This is a genomic window from Bacillus solitudinis (genome assembly GCF_002797395.1).
In the GTDB taxonomy this organism is placed as follows: domain Bacteria; phylum Bacillota; class Bacilli; order Bacillales; family Bacillaceae_D; genus Halalkalibacter_A; species Halalkalibacter_A solitudinis.
On sequence record NZ_KZ454943.1, the window covers coordinates 2466804 to 2485468 of the forward strand.

At 40.2% G+C, this 18665-nt stretch carries 26 protein-coding genes; all 26 read left to right on the top strand.

The features are described 5' to 3' along the window. The 26 genes from CEF19_RS11955 (at window position 1) to CEF19_RS12070 (ending at window position 18358) form a co-directional block, all read left to right on the top strand. Window positions 1-1422: a phage portal protein gene (locus CEF19_RS11955; protein ID WP_100406256.1), complete on the top strand. Its 1422-nt coding sequence runs from the start codon at window positions 1-3 to the stop codon at window positions 1420-1422. After that, window positions 1400-2299 carry a phage minor head protein gene (locus CEF19_RS11960; RefSeq protein ID WP_157800948.1) on the top strand — a complete coding sequence of 300 codons (900 nt, stop codon included), beginning with the start codon at window positions 1400-1402 and terminating at the stop codon, window positions 2297-2299. The genes CEF19_RS11955 and CEF19_RS11960 overlap by 23 nt, the downstream gene beginning before the upstream one ends. A 59-nt stretch (window positions 2300-2358) precedes the next feature. Then, window positions 2359-2541 carry a hypothetical protein gene (locus CEF19_RS23165; protein WP_157800949.1) on the top strand — a complete coding sequence of 61 codons (183 nt, stop codon included), beginning with the start codon at window positions 2359-2361 and terminating at the stop codon, window positions 2539-2541. A gap of 131 nt (window positions 2542-2672) precedes the next feature. Then, window positions 2673-3326 carry a phage scaffolding protein gene (locus CEF19_RS11965; RefSeq protein WP_100406258.1) on the top strand — a complete coding sequence of 218 codons (654 nt, stop codon included), beginning with the start codon at window positions 2673-2675 and terminating at the stop codon, window positions 3324-3326. Between the two features lie 12 nt (window positions 3327-3338). After that, window positions 3339-4310, top strand: a complete 972-nt coding sequence (locus CEF19_RS23765) for a major capsid protein (RefSeq protein WP_100406259.1) — start codon at window positions 3339-3341, stop codon at window positions 4308-4310. Window positions 4311-4360: 50 nt separating this feature from the next. Further along, window positions 4361-4651, top strand: coding sequence for a hypothetical protein (locus CEF19_RS11975; protein WP_100406260.1), 291 nt, complete (start codon window positions 4361-4363; stop codon window positions 4649-4651). An 8-nt stretch (window positions 4652-4659) separates the two neighbouring features. Next, the gene (locus CEF19_RS11980; RefSeq protein ID WP_100406261.1) at window positions 4660-4953 is read left to right on the top strand and encodes a phage head-tail connector protein; all 294 of its coding nucleotides are present in this window, start codon (window positions 4660-4662) and stop codon (window positions 4951-4953) included. Beyond that, complete coding sequence (locus CEF19_RS11985) at window positions 4953-5270, top strand: phage head closure protein (protein ID WP_100406262.1); 318 nt, start codon at window positions 4953-4955, stop codon at window positions 5268-5270. Before CEF19_RS11980 ends, CEF19_RS11985 begins: the two co-directional genes overlap by 1 nt. Continuing rightward, window positions 5260-5571 (top strand): HK97-gp10 family putative phage morphogenesis protein, encoded by a 312-nt coding sequence (locus CEF19_RS11990; protein ID WP_227521975.1) that lies wholly within the window; start codon window positions 5260-5262, stop codon window positions 5569-5571. Before CEF19_RS11985 ends, CEF19_RS11990 begins: the two co-directional genes overlap by 11 nt. Continuing rightward, the gene (locus CEF19_RS11995; protein ID WP_100406263.1) at window positions 5568-5954 is read left to right on the top strand and encodes a hypothetical protein; all 387 of its coding nucleotides are present in this window, start codon (window positions 5568-5570) and stop codon (window positions 5952-5954) included. Before CEF19_RS11990 ends, CEF19_RS11995 begins: the two co-directional genes overlap by 4 nt. Before the next feature lie 8 nt (window positions 5955-5962). Further along, the gene (locus CEF19_RS12000) at window positions 5963-6538 is read left to right on the top strand and encodes a hypothetical protein (protein ID WP_100406264.1); all 576 of its coding nucleotides are present in this window, start codon (window positions 5963-5965) and stop codon (window positions 6536-6538) included. After that, on the top strand, window positions 6538-6843 hold the full coding sequence (locus tag CEF19_RS12005) for a hypothetical protein (protein ID WP_100406265.1): 306 nt from the start codon (window positions 6538-6540) through the stop codon (window positions 6841-6843). Before CEF19_RS12000 ends, CEF19_RS12005 begins: the two co-directional genes overlap by 1 nt. 80 nt (window positions 6844-6923) lie before the next feature. Next, window positions 6924-7130 (top strand): hypothetical protein, encoded by a 207-nt coding sequence (locus CEF19_RS12010; protein ID WP_157800950.1) that lies wholly within the window; start codon window positions 6924-6926, stop codon window positions 7128-7130. Window positions 7131-7169: 39 nt separating this feature from the next. Beyond that, window positions 7170-7421 (top strand): hypothetical protein, encoded by a 252-nt coding sequence (locus CEF19_RS12015; protein WP_100406267.1) that lies wholly within the window; start codon window positions 7170-7172, stop codon window positions 7419-7421. A gap of 239 nt (window positions 7422-7660) precedes the next feature. Then, the gene (locus CEF19_RS12020) at window positions 7661-9274 is read left to right on the top strand and encodes a phage tail protein (RefSeq protein WP_100406268.1); all 1614 of its coding nucleotides are present in this window, start codon (window positions 7661-7663) and stop codon (window positions 9272-9274) included. 11 nt (window positions 9275-9285) lie between these two features. Further along, window positions 9286-10161 carry a phage distal tail protein gene (locus CEF19_RS12025; RefSeq protein WP_100406269.1) on the top strand — a complete coding sequence of 292 codons (876 nt, stop codon included), beginning with the start codon at window positions 9286-9288 and terminating at the stop codon, window positions 10159-10161. A gap of 4 nt (window positions 10162-10165) precedes the next feature. Then, window positions 10166-10867 carry a hypothetical protein gene (locus CEF19_RS12030; protein WP_100406270.1) on the top strand — a complete coding sequence of 234 codons (702 nt, stop codon included), beginning with the start codon at window positions 10166-10168 and terminating at the stop codon, window positions 10865-10867. Next, window positions 10867-13398, top strand: a complete 2532-nt coding sequence (locus tag CEF19_RS12035) for a Gp37-like protein (protein ID WP_100406271.1) — start codon at window positions 10867-10869, stop codon at window positions 13396-13398. Before CEF19_RS12030 ends, CEF19_RS12035 begins: the two co-directional genes overlap by 1 nt. 13 nt (window positions 13399-13411) lie before the next feature. Next, on the top strand, window positions 13412-14194 hold the full coding sequence (locus CEF19_RS12040) for a hypothetical protein (protein WP_100406272.1): 783 nt from the start codon (window positions 13412-13414) through the stop codon (window positions 14192-14194). Window positions 14195-14211: 17 nt separating this feature from the next. After that, window positions 14212-14493, top strand: coding sequence for a hypothetical protein (locus CEF19_RS12045; RefSeq protein ID WP_100406273.1), 282 nt, complete (start codon window positions 14212-14214; stop codon window positions 14491-14493). Between the two features lie 162 nt (window positions 14494-14655). After that, window positions 14656-14802 (top strand): CD1375 family protein, encoded by a 147-nt coding sequence (locus CEF19_RS23510; RefSeq protein ID WP_198510277.1) that lies wholly within the window; start codon window positions 14656-14658, stop codon window positions 14800-14802. 28 nt (window positions 14803-14830) lie between these two features. Further along, window positions 14831-15475 carry a hypothetical protein gene (locus tag CEF19_RS12050; RefSeq protein ID WP_100406274.1) on the top strand — a complete coding sequence of 215 codons (645 nt, stop codon included), beginning with the start codon at window positions 14831-14833 and terminating at the stop codon, window positions 15473-15475. A 160-nt stretch (window positions 15476-15635) separates the two neighbouring features. Further along, window positions 15636-16565 (top strand): hypothetical protein, encoded by a 930-nt coding sequence (locus tag CEF19_RS12055; RefSeq protein ID WP_100406275.1) that lies wholly within the window; start codon window positions 15636-15638, stop codon window positions 16563-16565. 20 nt (window positions 16566-16585) lie between these two features. Continuing rightward, window positions 16586-17062: a hypothetical protein gene (locus CEF19_RS12060; protein ID WP_157800951.1), complete on the top strand. Its 477-nt coding sequence runs from the start codon at window positions 16586-16588 to the stop codon at window positions 17060-17062. 163 nt (window positions 17063-17225) lie between these two features. Beyond that, window positions 17226-17657 carry a phage holin family protein gene (locus CEF19_RS12065; protein ID WP_227521976.1) on the top strand — a complete coding sequence of 144 codons (432 nt, stop codon included), beginning with the start codon at window positions 17226-17228 and terminating at the stop codon, window positions 17655-17657. Continuing rightward, window positions 17654-18358 carry a peptidoglycan recognition protein family protein gene (locus tag CEF19_RS12070; protein WP_100406278.1) on the top strand — a complete coding sequence of 235 codons (705 nt, stop codon included), beginning with the start codon at window positions 17654-17656 and terminating at the stop codon, window positions 18356-18358. Before CEF19_RS12065 ends, CEF19_RS12070 begins: the two co-directional genes overlap by 4 nt. The last annotated feature ends 307 nt before the right edge of the window (window positions 18359-18665 follow it).

Below are 18665 nucleotides of genomic sequence, written 5' to 3' on the forward strand. Positions count from 1 at the left end.
ATGTTTTTTGGACGTACTGAAACAGAGTTAATCAATGAACAAATCACCAATCAATCCACAGTCACGAATGAATATATCATTAAAAAGTTGATTGAACAGCATGATACCACTGAAATGCAGGAAGGTGTCAGGTATTACTTTAATCAAAATGACATTCTAAGCCGTGAACAATACTACTGGAAAGATGGCCAACGAATAAAGGACGAAACGAAGCCGAATCACCGTATACCAAGTGGATGGCATAAACTTCTCGTTGACCAAAAGGTATCGTATGTAGCAGGTAACCCAGTGACCATTACATCAGATGACAAGGAGTTTGCTAAGAGACTCAACGAATACTTTAACGAGGACTTTGACGATGACCTGAGCGAGCTTGTGAAGAATGCCAGTAATAAGGGCGTGGAATACCTTCATCCGTTTATCGATGAGAATGGGTTGTTTGACTACATCATCATCCCGGCTGAACAAGTCATTCCCATTTACGAAGGGAAGCGCAAGCAGAAGTTACAGGCGGTTGTGCGTTATTACTATGTGAACAGGGATTTAGACAGCAACAAACAAGTCATTCGAGCTGAGTGGTGGGACACTAAGCAAGTTACCTACTATATCCAAGGTGACACAGGAGAGTTTGTGCTTGATACGTTTGAGGATACTAACCCTGAGAGTCATTTCACCTATAAGAAAATGGGTTATGGATGGGAGAGAGTGCCTTTCATTCCGTTCCGCAATAACGAGGAAGAGAAAAGCGACTTGATTTTCTACAAGAAGTTGATTGATGCCTATGACCGCACCAGGTCGGATGCTCAAAACAACCTTGAAGAAATTCAGTCGCTTATTTATGTACTGAAAGGGTATGAAGGTGCCAACTTAGCTGAGTTCATGGAAAACCTACGCTATTACAAGGCAATTAAGGTTGGTGAAGATGGTGGTGTGGATACAAATACTGCTGAATTACCAATCGTCACCGTAAAGGAAATCTTAGGGCTGACAGAAGAGGACATCATTGCGTTTGGTATGGGTGTTAATCCAAAACAGGATGCATTTGGTGCGAATCCTACAGGGGTTGCCCTTCAATTCCTCTATTCGTTGCTTGATATGAAGTCTAGTCAATTGGAACGTAAGTTTACCAAGGCTCTCAAACAGTTTGTATGGTTTTTTACAGAACACTTGTCGATATCCGAGAGTAAACAGTATAACCCTGAGACAGCGACTTTCACCTTTAACAATGCCATGATATTCAATGAGACAGAGCAAATCAATAACGCTGTAATGTCAGGTGGCTCACCTTCAGAAGAAACGGCACTTGCTAACCATCCGTGGGTAACAAATGTACAAGATGAGCTTAAGAAGAAGCAACAAGAGATAGACAGAATCGACCTTGATGTAGAAGGTGATGACGATGAGTCTACAGAAGAAATTTGAAAAACAAGATAAGGCTCTCAATCGCCAAGAGAAGGGTTTAGAGAAACGGTTAATACAAAACTACCAAGCCTCACTAAAAGAGGTGAGAAGCAAACTAGCGAAGCTTTACGAGACGACAAACGGCAACTACACGGATGCGGTAAAATTTAATCGTTTAGCTAAGTTAGAAAAAGAGATTGCAAAGGAAATCGGCAAACTCACCGGGAAAAATGCTCGAACGTTGCAAAATGGTCTTGGCTCCATGTACGCAGAGAGTTATTATCGCACGGCTTATATTGTGGAAGGTGAAGCGGCTGCTAAACTAGGCTTTGGATTGCTTAATCAAAAGGTAATTGAGAGAGCGGTAGAGAATCCGCTAGACCGAGTAGGCTTCCTTAAGCGTAATCGTGACAACCAAGCGCGGCTTACTCGTCAGCTACAAGAACAATTAGCACAAGGCCTTATCCAAGGGAAGTCTTATCAAGAAACTGCTAGGAACATTAAACAGCGTATGGATGTGGGGGCTTCGAACGTCATGCGTATTGTTCAAACGGAGTCTCATAGGGTGCAACAAGGTGGAAGGTTAGATAGCCTTCTAAAAGCTGAGTCTGCAGGTGTTGTTATGAAGAAAGTGTGGGTGGCTACATTAGATGGCGATACTCGTGACACTCACCAAGAACTAGATGGGCAATCCGTTGGATTAGGAGAAATGTTTGAAGTTGATGGTGAGTCTGCTGAGTACCCTGGTGGATTCGGTGACCCAGCGCAAGATATTAATTGTCGCTGTTCAACACGTGCTGAGATTGAAGGTTATGAGCCAAGTGTAAGGCGTTCCGAGGATGGGGTAGTCGAGCAACAAACCTATGAACAGTGGAAAGAAAATCGAATCGGCGCTTAACATGACAAGCCTCCTTCCTGTATAATGGGGAAAATAACCATTTGAGCGGAGGTGGACGTGTGGAGATTGATTTAAAGGACGTAGGGTTGCCGAGGCAGTGTCTTGAGTTAGTGGCAAGGGTTTACAATCATCCAAATAGCAACAAACATACACAAGATTTCATACGATTTGAGTTACAACGTGTATTAGGACGCGAATACAACATAAAAGAGTTTTTAAATGACAGGCGATATAAGCCTTAAACATAGATAGAGCGAAGTCATCCTTTTAGGGTGGCTTTTTTATTGGTCTTTTTAAAGGTTAGACCCTAAAGAAACGCATTCCTTAGCGCGGTGGGTAACGCGTCAAAAAAACTAATTAGGAGTCGATATAGATGGATTTAAAAGCGTTGTTAGGCGAGGAATTGTACAACCAGGTTATTGAAAAGGCAGGAGATAACAAATTAGCTGTAGTCAATAACGGTGAATGGTTCCCTAAAGAAAAGTTTGACACTGTAAACAATGACAACAAAGATTTAAAGCAACAACTTAAAGACCGCGACACACAGCTTGATGGGTTAAAGGGTAAGGCGAAGGATAACGATGACCTATTAAAACAGATTCAAGACCTGCAAGACGCCAACAAACAAACAGCCACAGACTATCAAGAAAAGTTAGATAAGCAATCGTTTGAGTTTGCTCTTGATAAGGCGTTGTCTGCTGCTACAGCTAGGAATCCTAAAGCGGTAAAGGCTTTATTGGATAGGGAGTCAATCAAGTTGGATGGAGAGAAACTTTTAGGTTTAGAAGACCAATTGAGCGCACTCAAAGAGAGTGACGCTTATTTATTTGGAGATGAACAACCTCCTGGACTGAAAGGTCGTCAACCTAACTATGAAGGTGGGAATCCTCCGCCTATTAAGGATAACCCTTTCAAGAAAGAGACTTTTAATCTTACAGAACAAGGGAAGCTCATTCGTGATGAACCCGAAAAAGCTAAGCAATTAATAAGCCAAGCAGGGGGCAATCCTGCACTATACGGATTATAAGGAGAGATTTAAATGGCAGTGACTAGAGTAGCGGATGTAATTATCCCAGAGGTGTTTAATCAATATGTTGTTAATACAATTGAGGAAAAGAGCGCTTTGGTGCGTTCTGGAATAGTAGCAGGAGTACCTAACCTGACTGTGCCAAACGGTGGAGATACGGTAAATATGCCTTTCTGGAATGATTTAGATGGTGACCCACAAGCGATTCAATCGGATTTCACATTGCAAACTCAAAAAATCAATTCTGGCAAAGACATTGCTCGAGTATTTGAATTTGGTCAAGCGTGGAGTTCGGAAGATATTGCCGCAGAACTTGCAGGCTCTGACCCAATGGCGGCTATTGGTAGTCGTGTTGCTGAATACTGGACAAGAGCTCAACAAAAAATGTTGTTAAATATGTTAGATGGTGTATTTGCTGATAACCTAGCTAATGATAGCGGCGATTTAATTTTAAACGTGGCGGATGAATCTGGAACAGGGGAAAACGCTAGTGGTGACGTGTTTATTGAAGGTGCTCAATTGTTAGGTGATGCGAAAGGGAAATTTACCGCTATTGCTATGCATTCGCGTGTACACTCGAATCTACAAAAAGCTCAAATGGTGGAATATTTCCCAGAAACGGACATTGATATTGGTTTTGGAACGTATCAAGGAAAAACAATCATTGTCGATGATGGGTTACCTGTAATTGATGGTACGACTAGCGGTAAAAAATATACATCTTATTTATTTGCAGGTGGTGCTGTTGGATATGTGCCGGGTTCGCCTAAAACACCGACTGAAACGGATCGTAACTCACTAAAGGCTGAAGATATCTTAATCAATCGTCAAAAGTTTATTATGCATCCACGAGGCTTCAAATGGGCAGAAGGTTCAGTCTTAGGAGAAATGCCTACACTCGCAGAAATGCAAGCTGCTGCTAACTATGACAGAGTCTATGAAAAGAAGAAGACGAGAATTGTAAAACTAATCACAAACGGTTAAGCGAAAGAGCTGGGTTTATCCTGGCTCTTTTTTCTTATGGAGGTGCAAAAATGGGAGCAACGACATTTTATTTATTGGAACAGGAAAAGAAACGGTTAGCGGAGCAAAAGGAAAAGGAAGCGGAAGTAATCAAGTATGAAACTTTTGCTCGTTCCAAACTCGAAAAAATAGGCAACGATGAATTGAAGAAACGCTTACAGCAATTAGGTATTGAATATGAATTGAATCAGACAAAGAAAGAACTGATTGTTCTGTTAATCGGTAAGGAAGAAGCGCCTGAACAAGTGGATTCTGAAGAGCAAGAGATTAAATCGGAGCAAAAAGAAAACGAAGAAAAGTAGGTGAATAAATGCCTATCACAACTGTAGTAAATGTAAAGGCGGTAATCGGCTCTAAGTACAAGGATGACCGTATCATAGCGTTAATTCCTATGGTTGAAAATGATATCAGAAGCTATTGCAACGACTCGTTCGCGGAAGGTATTCCAGAAGAATATGAGTTGAACGCTATTAAAATGATTCAGTTTCACCTAGAAAACAAAGCAGGGCTGACAAACGAAGGGTTATCACGTCATTCAGTCGGTTACTCTACCGAGTACCCTAAGAGCATTACAAGAGGGCTTAAGCGAAAGTTGGTGTGGTGATGCAAGCATTCTACACGAAACGCTTATCAGAGAGCGATAATTCTTTTGGTGGTGGCGGTGGTGGATGGGTTAATCACATTGAAGGGGAGGGAGCTATCGATATGCTGAGTGGCAATGATGCGGTCGTAGCTGGGCGAATCGATGAGCAATCCACACACATTTTAATACTGTTTGACATACTGGACATCAAAATAGGTGACGAAGTATATGCAGTAGGGAAACAATATCGAGTAAAGCATGTGGACGACCCTATGAATCTAGGGCGACAACTAGAGTGTTTGCTTGAGTATGTGGGGGTGGTTTCGGGTGAAGTATAAATCTAATTCAAAGGCGGTTATGCAAGCAATTAAAGCGGCTGAAAAGAGGACGTTGACTGCTATAGGGGTATTTGCTGAGGGCGAAGCGATTAATCGTGCTCCTGTGGATACTGGGAACTTAAGAGGTTCTATCACTCACCGAGTAGAAGAAGACCACGTTGTCATTGGTACACCTACCGAATATGCACCTTATGTAGAGAAGGGAACAAGCGGAGCAAAAGCACAAGCTTTCCTTGGTCCTGCAGTTGAGGGGAACATCGGTCGCATTAAGCAACTGGCAAGCGAGATGATGAAACTATGATAAGCCTACTTAATGCGACTTACGCAATGTTAGCTTCTCAACATTCACGCGTCTATTATGAAGTTGTCAGAAAAGACCCTGTAACAAACGAACCTCCACCTTATCCTTACGTTGTTTATAATTTTGCCACGGACAGCACACCAAGTTCTGATGCTATTAATCACATTCTTGAAGTGGATATATGGGATAGGCCTTCAAACGGTGACCAAACCACAATAGAGACTCTTACTGACCAAATAGACAAGCATTTGCGTGGGCAAAGGGTATTGGACGTCAATCAACTCCTCATCTTTACACGCATAAGCAAACTACCCTTAAATGACCCTGACCACATTATTAAGCGTAGGCAACTACGTTACCAAATAAAACGATACGAAAGGTAGTGACATAGATGGCAGTACAATACACAGGGTATACGGATAAAACGCCTGAGCGTTATTTATTAGATGCAGGGGCGGTATATAAAAATTTCGACTTTGATACGATGGTCGGCACGTTACTAGGTGCAACAAGCGGAGGCAATCAGTTTCAATTGACTCAAGAAAAACGAGAAATTGAGATTGATGGATTAAAAGGACGCGGTAAAGGTAACACCGTCATTGTGTCGGAAGAACCTATTTTGACAGTGAACCTAAAGGAACTGACTGCAGAGAATCTTAAGCTTGCGATTGCAGGTGCTGAAATCGATGCGGCTACTAATTTAGATTACGACATTATCACATCAAAAGGGAAAATTGAATTGACCGATTACCTTGATAATATCACGTATATCGGGAAGCTTAGCGGCTCCAATAAGCCAGTTATCATCATGATTGATAACGCACTTTCGATGGAAGGTATTGATATGACGATGGAAGATGATGGCGAAGCGATTGTACCTATACAGTTTATGGGTCACTACGATGCCAACAACATCGAACTAGGTACAGCACCATTTAAGATTTACTGGCCGAAGGAGGCTGTATAATGCGTAGTTTAGTGTTCAAGGACGTGTTTACCATGTCTCGCATTTTGAAAAAGATGCAAATTAAGCCTGAGTACAAAAAAAGCATGTCGCAAGAGGAGTTAGGCATTGAGATTATGCTTAAAGTTGTCGAGGGGATTGGTGATGCAGAACAAGAAGTAACGGCATTTCTTGCTGATTTAAAAGGAATTGACGTTGGAAGGTTGGCTACTTTCGATGCAGAGGAAACATTTGCGTTGATTGAAGAATTTAAGGAGCATCCACAGGTAAACTCTTTTTTGCAACGAGCTATCAAGTTGATGAAATAAAGACGCTTGACCTACTGTTAAAACGGTATGGCGATGCGTCTTTTATTATGTCTCTTGATATTAGTTATGGATTCGACCTGGTGATGGAAGCTAATGAGCAAGAGAATGAGAAGAAAGCTTGGGACGTGTGGCTGTCTAAATATCCGCACATGGATGAAAAGACCTTTGTTTCGTTTGAGGACTTCTATAAAAACAAAAAAGAGCACAAAAAGGCGGTAAAGCAGACGGATGAAGAGGTCATTGCCTATGCCGAAAAAATAAGATTGAGCTTGAAGCACTCTAAATAGGGTGCTTTTTTCTTTGCTCTCAAGAAGGGAGTGAGAGAGATGGAGATATTTCGTTTGATGGGCTCCGTATTTATCGATGATAAGGATGCTCAAAAAGGGCTAGACAACATAGATGATAAAGGTAAAAAGACGGAATCTAAGTTTAAAAAGGCATCCAAAGGAATTGCTATTGGTGCGGCTGCTATCGGAACTGCCGCTATTGCTGCAGGTGGAGCTGTGTTAGGACTTGCAACAAAAGCAGGTGATTATTCTGACCGAATTTTAGACCTTAACTCTATTACTGGTATGTGACATGCCGTCTTTTGAGGAAACTCATTAGATTATAAGTGCGGTATTAAGCGAGAAGGCTGGAATGCTAACTCGAACCGAAGGCTAGAAATTAGTCAGGGGCAACGCATAGAAGGTGAAATAATCCTTCCACGAGACCGCGCCACCCTAACGTAAAGACGAGGGTGAAAAAGTATGCTGAACTAACAGGAAATGAACTGTTAGAAGTAGAGGATAAAAAGCCTTTACGATAACAAAAATCGATGTCAACGGACGCTATTCAAGAATGGCAGAACGTAGCCAAGGTCGCAGGAGTAGAGACTGAAACGATTACCAAAGCATCCGAGAAGCTTACTAAGACCATGGATATGTTGGAACAAGGCACAGGAAAACAATCAGAGGCTCTTGCAGGCTTAGGAATGACATATGAACAATTAAACGCCGCAAGCCCTGACGAGCGCATGAACATGCTGACAAAGGCATTAGCAGGAGTGGAAGACCCGGCAGAACGTGCAAGATTGGGTACTGACCTATTAGGTGGTGCATGGAAAGACCTTGCCCCTGTCGTATCGATGGGTGTGGATGGCATGGATGATGCCAAAAATGCCGCTCATGAAATGGGTGCTGTTTTATCTGAAGATGCCTTGAATGATGCAAACAACTTCCGTATTGCGATGGAGAACGTCAAAACCACTTTAGGTGGACTCGCTATGCAAATTGGCGCAAAGGCGGCTCCTGTGCTAACAAAGGTTCTTATTCCTGCATTGCAAGCGGTGGTTCCTTATATTGTGAAATTTGGTGAGATTGCTTCCGATTGGATTATGAAAGTCATTGTGTGGGTGAAAAAGATTGGTGATAAATTTAAGGAATGGCAGAAGAATAACGCTAGTACAATGACCTCAATAAAAGATACCGTAATGAATCTGCTTAACTCGATTGTTAACCTTATTCAAGGGTTTGTGACCTTGGTGACAAAAGTATGGCAGAAATACGGTGATGACATTCTTAGGATAGCAAAATCGGCATGGGATTTAGTAATGAGCGCCATCAAGACTGTTCTTACTCTCATTACTGACATTTTTAATGTGTTTGCCGCACTCTTCCGGGGAGATTGGAAAGGGTTGTGGGAAGCAGTTAAAACATTAGCTGCGAATCTGTGGAATAACATCAAGGATGTGTTTGAAAAAGCGTTGGTTTTCATCTACAACGTTGTAAAGACCTACTCTCAAATGTACCGTGACTTTTTCGGAGCCGCACTTGAGGCATCTAAAGCCTTAGCAGTGAAAATTCTAACAGCTATCCGTGATTATTTTACGAATATTTTTAGCAACATTGTAGAAGCGACTAGAACTAAGTTCAATGAGATGGTAAATGCAGTCAAAGATAAAATGAATACAGCAGAACAAACCATAAAGAATATTTGGAATTCTGCATTAGGTTTTTTGAGGGCTATCTCTTTATATGATATCGGGAGGGATATTGTTAACGGACTTATAAACGGTATTAAGAGTATGGCTAGTGCTGTTGGAGATACCGTTAAAAATATAGCATCGAACATCACAACCGGTTTCAAAAATGCTCTGAATATTAATTCCCCATCAAAAGTAATCGAAAAAGAGGTAGGAGAACCTGTTGGTCAAGGGGCGGTTGTAGGGATGAAGAATACCATTCCGGACATTAACAAGGCGGCTAGAGAACTTTCTAACGGTGTGGTTGGAGGGTTCGGTAATCAAGAGCGACCTCGAGTAGTAGCTGATTCGTCGGAACGTCCGCAAATTGTGCAAAATAATACGTTTAACAGCCCGGAACTCCTTGATTCTAATATGATTATTCGTAAGCAAAAACAATTACAACAGCAATTAGCTTTAAATTTATAGGGGGTGAGGATTTGCAAAAAGTAACCATCACAAACGGTAGAGGAGAAAGTCTTGAAATGGGACTATCTCCTCCGTTTATCCTCTGTACACTTGAAGGGACAGGTGGAAACAGCACGAACGTTATTATGAAAACCTCTCCTTTCCAAGATGGCGCAACCTATATAGGGACTTTTTTAGAAGTGAAAGACCTTCATTTTCAAGTGGATATTTACGCAGAGACACCCGTAGAACTTTTTGAATTAAGAGAGCAGATTGCAAGGATTGTTAGTGCGAAGTCGGGATTAGGAAATCTTGTTTTTGAGTATCCAGGAGGAGAAAAGCAGATTGAGTTTACAGTAGATGAAGAACCTGCTTTTTTAACAGGAAAGGCAAATCGAGGTCCTACGTATCAACGTTTGACTTTCTCACTGGTATGCCCTGACCCTTACTGGAAAGATAAATCTGAAACCATTGATGAATTTATTTCAATTACAGGTGGATTAGAATTTCCAATTGATTTCCCTTCGCAATTCGGGGAGATTGATGTGAATACCTCTAAAATTATTGTAAATAAAGGGAATGCAGAGACTCCAATTAAGTTGGTTATGGATGGACCGTTGACGTCGCCTATACGTTTAACAAATGAAACAACAGGACAAACGATTGAGGTTAAACAAGATTTATTAGAGGGAGAAAAACTAGTTGTTATTACAGCATTCGGTAAGAAAAGAGTGGAGAAAATAAAGACAAACGGGGAAGTGATGAACGCTTTTAATTATATTAATTTTTTAACGACAGAGTTTTGGAGCCTTCAACCAGGTAATAATTTAATCAGTTATTCCACTGGGATTGAAGGAGAGCTTTCTCCGTTATATATCGAGTTTAATAATAAATACACGGGGGTGTAAGGGCATGGCAGAAGAGTTTTTTCCGTTTGACAGTATAGACGGTGATAGGAGCTTTTTGGCTCAAAAGTTCTCTTGGTATTTAGAGCGTTTTTTATCGAGTGGCGTAATTCATGTTAATAACAAACCCACTCTAAAAGTGACAAAAAGTGAGGGGTTGAACAGCGTTGTATCCCCAGGAGGAGCGATTATTAAAGGACGTGCTTATGAAAATACGGAGCCATTAACCCTTATTCACGTTGAAGGAAATGCAACTAATCCGCGAATTGACCGTGTGGTTGTGAGGCTAGATACAACCGTAGACAATCGGCATGTACGGGTCTTTATAAAACAAGGAACTCCTGCAAGTAACCCCGTCCCTCCGTCCTTGACAAGAAATACGAGTATATATGAGATTTCACTTGCCCAAGTGAGAGTGAATGCCGGGGGTAATACCATTAGTACGGTGGCAGATGAGAGATTAGATACAGTCGTTTGTGGTATTGTCTCATCCTTAATCAGTGTGCCAACAGATACATTTCAAGACACGTTTGATACCTGGTTTGAAGGTACAGAACAAGAAGCCATTGATTTGCTTCAACGTTTAGAAGCGGAGTTTGAGGATTGGTTTAATAGTGTCCAAGGGCGAGTAGGTACAGCGATAAGAATTGACTTAGCAGAACCGGAGGACCTTGTAAACAATGATATCTGGTTTAAGGTTGTGTTGTAATGTACCCATTAAGAATATTTGATAGAACAGTCGGCTTTTTAGGCGAAATCGATGATTATGAGAGCTTAGTTTTTGAGCGTAAATGGTATACGTTCGGAAGTTTTCAAATGACTGTTGATCCTAATAAAAATGGAGTCGAGCATCTTAAAAAGTACAATATTGTAAGCCTTGGAAGAGATAAGACCGGGTTTATCCTGCATAGTGAAAAGGATGCAGGGGATAACGAGAATTTATTGGTTAGTGGGCTTTCGTTAGGCGGTTTCTTGGAAACGAGACTCACTATTCCACCGTCCGGATCTGCATATGATCGGGTAAATGATAATGTGGAATCAATCATGAGGCAATATGTAGATAGAAATGTGATAAACCCTTTGGATTTAAATCGAAAAATTAAATTATTGGTCAACGGAACGAACCAGGGTAAAGGACCGACAACGTTTTATCAAACTCGATTTAAGCAGTTAGATGAAGAACTTGAGAAAATAGGAATTGCAAGTGGTTTAGGTTGGGAAGTAGTTATAGACTTTGAAAATGAGTGTTTTGTTTTTGAAGTTTATGAGGGCAAAGATTTATCCATTTTACAAGATGAAAATCCTCCGGTTGTTTTCTCTTTTGATTTTGACAATATCAAGAATCAAAAACTAGTCGAAAGTGAATATAGTTATAGGAATGTTGGTTATGTTGCAGGACAAGGTGAGGGAGACAATCGACATATTGTTGAGGTTGGAGATTCTGGAGGGTTAGAACGCCGAGAAGTATTTATTGACGCTAGGGACATAGAAAATCCGGAAGAGTTACCAGTCAGGGGAGAGCAAAAACTTGCAGAGTACGAACAAGTTTTTTCCTTTGATAGTGAAATTTTAGACCAATCAAACATGAAGTATGGAGTAGATTGGGACTTAGGCGACATTGTAACTGTACAAAATAGAAAGTGGAATGAGACAGCTCATAGGAGAGTGACTGAAGTAACAGAGTCCTATTCCAAGAGTGGATTGGAAATTTCGGTTGTCATGGGTAAGGCATTGCCCACACTTCAGGAGCGAATAAAGCAATTAACTGACGCCCCAGTGAAGGAATCGCCAACAGGTGATACTGGTGAACCGGGAGTCGATGGAGAAGATGGGACTGGCTTGCAGTACACTTGGAATGAGACTCAGCTTGGCATTAAACGTGAGGACGAAATCCACTATCAGTATGTGAATCTCCAAGGCCCTCAAGGAATTAAGGGTGACACCGGAGACATCGGGCCTAAAGGGGACAAAGGTGAAAAGGGAGACATTGGGGATACGGGTGACACCGGACCACAAGGCATACAGGGATTGAAAGGTGATACAGGCGAACCGGGCGCAGCTGGTCCAAAAGGAGACACCGGGGCGATGGGTCCCATTGGTCCTCAAGGTGAGACAGGTGCAATTGGACCTAAAGGAGATAAACCGTCGCATCAGTGGAGTAGTTACAGTTTGCGCTTTGAAAATTCTGACGATACTTGGGGTTCATACGTAAATATACGAGGAGCTCAGGGGCCACAAGGCGCGCAAGGCGTCCAAGGAGAAAAAGGCGAAACTGGCGATGTAGGTCCAGTTGGCCCACAAGGTGTACAGGGCGAACAAGGCCCACAAGGGATTCAAGGACCGCAAGGCGAACCTGGAACAAACGGCAAGACCTGGCATATAGGAACTGCAACCCCGGCTAATAGTTTAGGGGTTATTGGTGATTTGCATCTTAACCGCAACACCTGGGATGTCAGAGAGAAAACAGGAGCGAGTACCTGGACATTACGAGGAAATATTAAAGGTGAGCAAGGGATTCAAGGAATTCAGGGTATAAAAGGGGATACAGGAAGCGTAGGTCCTCAAGGTGATACGGGACCTCAAGGTTTAAAAGGTGATAAAGGCGAAACTGGGAATACAGGTCCAATTGGAGACACTGGTCCTCAAGGGGAGAGAGGAATTCAGGGAGAAACAGGACCAATCGGTCCACAGGGACTAGAAGGACCCCAAGGACCAGCAGGTAGTGATGCGAATGTAACAAATGAAAATGTGTTAAATGCAATCGGTTATACACCTGTTAATAAAAGTGGAGAGGAAATGACAGGGCCGTTAATACTACCAGCGAGTGTGTCGGGAGGGGCTCCTTTTAGACTTCCGCACGGTGTAGTGCCTTCTTCGCCTGTAAATGGTGATTTGTGGACGACAACAACCAACCTATTCGTTAGGTTTAACGGAACAACTAGAACCATTGCAAACACGAATTCTTGGAGTACAGTTACACAAATTGAAGCTGAGGCAGGCACTGCAACCACTCAGAGGTTTTGGACAGCTCAAAGAGTCAATCAAGCAATTCAAGCGTTACAAACGGTCAAATCTTTAAGTGGAAGAGCTTATTTAGAGAGACAGGTTGAAGGTAACGACCCTGAGAATACAGTTGTTTCAAAGAAATATGTGGATGATTCTATCGGAACAGCAACAGGGGAAGGATTTTCAGTTAGTCCTACACAACCCAATACGCCTATGTGGTACAAAGTTTTATAAGGAGGGACAACAAATGGCAGTAAAAAAGATAGAGATTAGACCGAATATCGGGACGAAAGAAAATCCAGATTATGGTGACGTGCTTTACCCGAAAACGAGTGCGGATATGGTCGTCGATGAAGCAACTGGTCAAAATGTTGCTACGCATTTGGCGGAGGATGCGATTGATGCACATAACGCAACTAGCATAACAGTAGCGGATGCAAACTCACATTTCACTGGTACAAATGTTGAAACGGTATTAGATGAACTTTTTACATTTGCCAATAACGGTAAAACGGATATTGCGTCTGTTATTGGCTCGCCAGCAACAGTTGGTGATACCTTTATACAATTAAAAACGCATATCCAAAATAGTAAGAATGATTTGGCTGCAAATTTAACCGCAAAAGGACAATCAAGTGTAGGTTCTGAAACATTAAATTCGTTGGTTGATAAAGTGCCATTAATTAACACAGGTAAAGGGTTTAAAATGGGAACAATACCAGGTAATTATGGTGCTAGTTGGTCAACGACAGCTACAGTCAGTGGGTTGCCATTCGTACCCAAATTCATAATTTTAACTTACTACGATAATAGTAATCCCGCAGGAACAATAATTACACACTCTGGGAAAATACAAAATCCAAATAATTCAACTTATCAGTGGTCTATTGTAAAAAACCACACGCAGGTAGGACTACGAGTAGCTTCAGAACCTACAACGACTTCATTTACGGTATCTTTTGATGGAACTGCACCTACTCAAGCTCATACAGGACTAACTTACATTGCTTTTGAAGATTTATATATTTAAAAGGAGGTTGCAAATAAATGAACACACTAATCGTTTATGATGACACAGGTTATGTAATATCTCAATCCCAAGGATTATCAAGAGAGCCTCAAGGAGTGCCTTTCTTGTGGGTAGATATACCAAGCAATAAAAGATTGAAAATAGCTGATGGAATCGGCATAGATGTTTCAGTTACACCACATCAAGCCATTTTAGAAGATATACCACCAAGCGAAATTGAAAATTTACGGTTAGAAATGGCTCAATCTAACACAGAATTATTTGAGATGATGATAGCTATGAGTGGAGGTACCGCCTAATGTTCAATGAAAACAGCAAGCTCGTACAAGACTATGTTCTGTTGATTAATAACGGTAAGAAAACAATTGATGACATACCTATCTTTAGCAATCTACGCGAGGTAGTTTCTAGTGTTATCACTAATTAAATTATTTTATCAAATATCAAAGGAGATGTTCAAAATGACATTCACTAAAAATTCTCGTATTGCTCAATCTTATGCGGTTTTAATCTTGGCGGGGCGGATGACCATTGATAGTGTGCCAAACGTGGGTAATCTTCGTGCTGTTGTTACTGAGATTCTTACTGGTGAACAGACAGTAGCTTAGTTTATAATCACCATAGAGGTGAGGGTCTATGGGGAAATTTTATAAACAATTTGTAGAAGCTGAGATAAAAACACGTAAGGGAATCATCGAAGATAGGAAAAGGATGATGCATTGGGGGTTAGAGCCTGGCTTACCTTCTTTTTTTGTGGAAAAGACAGATGAACTAAAATTAATGGTTCTACTGGCAATGGACAATTTCGCTTATAAATGTTTATGTGTTTATATTGAGGAGATCTTAATGCATCTTTTAGTTGCAGATGAAATGAACTCAGCTAATGAATTTATTGCTAAGCTTGAAGAAACAGAAAGAAAATATAGAGCTGGCCATAAAATTCTAAAGGAACTAAATGAACGCGGAATAATTCATGCGGATGACTATTGCTACTGCCAACGCTTTCTTAATGACTTTGAAAATGGTGGAGAAAGAATTAGAAACATAGAGGTTCATAACTTATATGCTGAGAAGATAAGTAATTTTGAATTAAGATCTGAAGTCTCTGGTGACATTGAAGAGTTTGGTAGAAATTTTCTTACTGAAACCATCAAAACCAATCCTGCGTTTATCCATATTGGAGCAAGAGACATGGTTTCTAGAAGGATTGTAGAAGACATGGCAGGTCTACATGATTTATTGAATAGAAACGTATCTTTACTTTCAAAATTAAATGGATAAGTTAAAACCGGAACTGATATTGTCAGTTCTTTTTTCGTATTAGGATGATAATCTTCATTAAGAATACATTGTAAATAAAACAAAAAATTAGTATTTATTGGAGGTTTCTTCCACTCCTTGTCGAATAATGTTATCAATAATAAGAGTGGGAGGAGCTTCAATGTCCAATACAGTTAATAGAAAAATCCATTTTTTTCGTATTGAATTTTTTGAAAGTCAAGCGGGTTCATCTAATTTTCGCATGCATTCAGATCCAATTAACGTTATTGAAAATATTACTAAACTAAATTTTATGGGCGATCATCAAAAATCACGATTTAAATATTACCAAAACAATGACGTGAGCTTCTTAAACGAGATATCAACAAGTAGTTTAGGACTGAGAGGTAAGTTTGCATTGTCAAGAAGAAGTTCACTTCCCGAATTGGAAACAGAGGGGGTATTAAAGCCCCTAATTATTCCCGCTAATAGCGGTTTAGCAGAAATAACTCATTTTGTTTATTTTCCTCAGAAAAATGTTGTTGGTGTAGAGTTCAATTTCTTTGGACCGAGGGCAACTAGCTTAGGGAATTATTTGTTAGATAAAAGTAGTAATTTCAATAATCGGTTTGAATATATTAAAATAGTCCCGATATTAAATCAAGATGTAGATAATCAGTTATCTGATATGGGTGAAGTTAATCTATTCACTATGGAAGTAGCAAGGAATGAGTTAGCTTTAATTGAGGAACTCGATCGCGATCTTTATAGTGCTTTTGATTCTGCTGCAAAAGTAACTGATGAAGCGGAATCTGTTGAATTGGTTCTACGTAAGAAGAAATACTCAAGAGGTGGTTTTACACTACCGTTTTCAAAGGAAAAGTTAAAATCAATACTATCAATAGGGGATAACAGACAAAAATTTAATAAGCTAAAAGTGGATGCTCAATCTAGGTCAGAGGAAAGAAATAAGGTGTTTGATTTATTAGAAGATAAGATGATAACATCCAAAAAAGTAACTACATTGGGTGGTAGAAGTAGGTCTGTTGATTCTGAAAGTATGTTTGAAAAAATAGAAGAGGCCTATAATGATCTGGAGAGCAATTTTTGATGAGAAAGATGAGGGTTGTCATGCGTAACCTATATAGAGCGCATTTTCTTGGAATTGAGCTTTGTGTATCTTTTGTTATCATCGGGTTAACCATTTTTTCATTGGATAAATGGGGAAGTTATAGCTTAATTCAAACAAATCTAAATGAAATAAGGGATGTATTTTATGGAACTTTAGCTGCTTTATCTGGTGCTCTCCTTGGTTTTGTAATTACTGGTCTTTCTGTATTGTTAACTTCAAGTTCTAATGAACAAATCGAAAGACTAAGAAAAAGTAAACAGTATAAAGTTGTCTTCAAGGTTTTCTTTAGTACGAGTAAATATCTTGGTATACTCTTGCTTACATCGTTAATATGTTTAGTTTTTGATAAGGATTCAAACCCTATGATTTGGTTAACATTCGCCTGTTTATGGTCATTAATGATAGTTACATTCAGACTGCTAAGGTGTATATGGGTACTTGAAAGAATTGTACAGCTTCATATTATCAGAAAATGATTCTAGGGATCTCTCTTAATTTTGAGTGAAACCTTTACTTATATGGATGATACCCTGCAGCAAGTGTTCAACAACATAAAATAATATGGTTCAAAAAAGAATCCTTAATCGAGGATTCTTTTTATTTTGCCCTCGAATCGAGTGGCTCTTAGAGGAGAGATGTATGATGAAATATCAAACGAACACACTTTATACGACAGTAACAGGCGGTGCTTTTGCAAGTGGCGCTTTTCTTTTAGGGGGGCTTGATAATTTGGTTATCGCATTAGCTATCATAATGGGAGTGGATTTTTTAACAGGAGTAGCAGCAAGCTTAGATAAAAACAGCACAGAAAAAACTAGTTCAAAAAGGGCGTTTGCAGGATTGGTTAAAAAAGGTGCAATGATATCCCTAGTTATTGTGGCCAATCAACTTGATGTGATAGCTGGTAGTGATTCGGGTTTTATGCGTAATGCCATGATTTTCTTTTTGATTGGTACAGAAGGTATTTCACTTTTAGAAAATATGAATAGATTAGGAGTGCCATTTCCAGACTTCTTAACTAAACGTTTTGAACAAATGACAGATATTAAAGGGAAGGATGAGAAGCAATGAACATTGTGGACATTCGAAGCAAAACACCGCGGCACTGGTTCAAAAAACTTACCTATCGAAGGCTTGAAGACATTCGTACGGTTGTTGTGCATCACGGGCTTACCTTACGGAAATTAGCAGGCACTAACATGGAGTCTTACCTTGATTTCCACGTCACAAAAAATAACTGGTCCATAGGAGGATATCCCCTTGGAGTGGAACCAGACGGAACGATAAAATTGTGTGCGGATTTTAATATCATGACTCCTCATGTAGGTAATAGTAACAAACATTCTCTCGGTATTTGTTTGCCGGGAGATTTTCGTTTTGAAGACCCGACCGAGCCACAGTATCAAAGCTTGTTATGGTTACTTGCTGTTTATTTACCGGAGCAGTTACCTAACGCATTTGACATAAAAGGTCATAGCGAAATGCCAGGTTACAGCTGGAAGGCCTGTCCGGTTATTAACATGGACAAGGTTAGAGCAGACGTTGTTAAGTATAAAAATGGTATCGATATTAATAAAGAGGAGGAAGACAATATGACAAAGACTCAGTTAGCGCCAGTCATTAAAATTTTAGAAATTTGGACGGATGTAAGGCAGCGCAACCCAATTGATAAGAGTTGGTTAGAAAAAGCTAAGAGAGGTGATATGACAGTCGCTGATTGTATGCGCCTCGAGTTTGAAGCGAAGGTAAGAGGGTTAAAGAACAGCGTATAAAAACAAAAAGCCCTCCTTGTGGGGGCTCCTCAGTATGTAATTTAATGCAAGTTAAACACTCACATTTCCAACAACCCTATTTGCCATCCACAACAATAGTTCTAATTCGGTATTTTTTAAACTTCGTTTAAGTTTTGTCTCAAAATCAAATCGCAACTTTTCGAAAACCAAATCTTTATCCAGTTTAATCCCTCCCGCCCAAGTTTAACTTACAATGTAAATTAAATTTCCCGATTAAACAGACTTAGTAAACTGACTATAAATGTTTAGTCGAGATTAATATCAACTGTTCGGTTCAGAAGTTCAT